This window comes from Mesorhizobium sp. M5C.F.Ca.ET.164.01.1.1 (genome assembly GCF_004792125.1).
Classification (GTDB): domain Bacteria; phylum Pseudomonadota; class Alphaproteobacteria; order Rhizobiales; family Rhizobiaceae; genus Mesorhizobium; species Mesorhizobium wenxiniae.
In genome coordinates this window covers 1-364 of the sequence record NZ_SRTG01000236.1, presented here as the reverse complement: position 1 = coordinate 364, position 364 = coordinate 1, and the positions used below count along the sequence as shown (strand labels likewise).

Sequence of the window (364 nt, the reverse complement as noted above, 5' to 3'; positions counted from 1 at the left end):
CGACGACCGCATAGGGGCCATCATCGTGGGCGGTCGGCACATCGTCGACGACATGGACCAGGAGGTTGTCGCTGGCGGTGGTGCCGCCGACGCCGTTGACGGTCAGGGCGACGTTGTCGTTGAAGCCGGTGGCGTCAACGCTGTCGCCGGGAGCCGGCACCTTGCTGTCATTGTCGATCGTCGCCGTCAGCGTGTAGCTGTAGGAGACGGTGCCCGAATGGGCATCGCCGCTGTAGCCGGTCAAGGTCAGCGTGCCTTCGCCGCCGGAGCCGCCGATGAAGAAGGCCGCCTTGTAGACGGAGAAGCGGATCGAGCCGCTGTCGGCATGCGCGGCGCTGGCAAAGCTCACGCCTGCGGCGGCGAT

Annotated in this window: 1 pseudogene; it reads right to left on the bottom strand. The window is 67.3% G+C overall.

Annotated elements, in window-relative coordinates:
• Positions 1-364: pseudogene (locus EN807_RS33285) on the bottom strand (hypothetical protein); the annotation flags it as partial.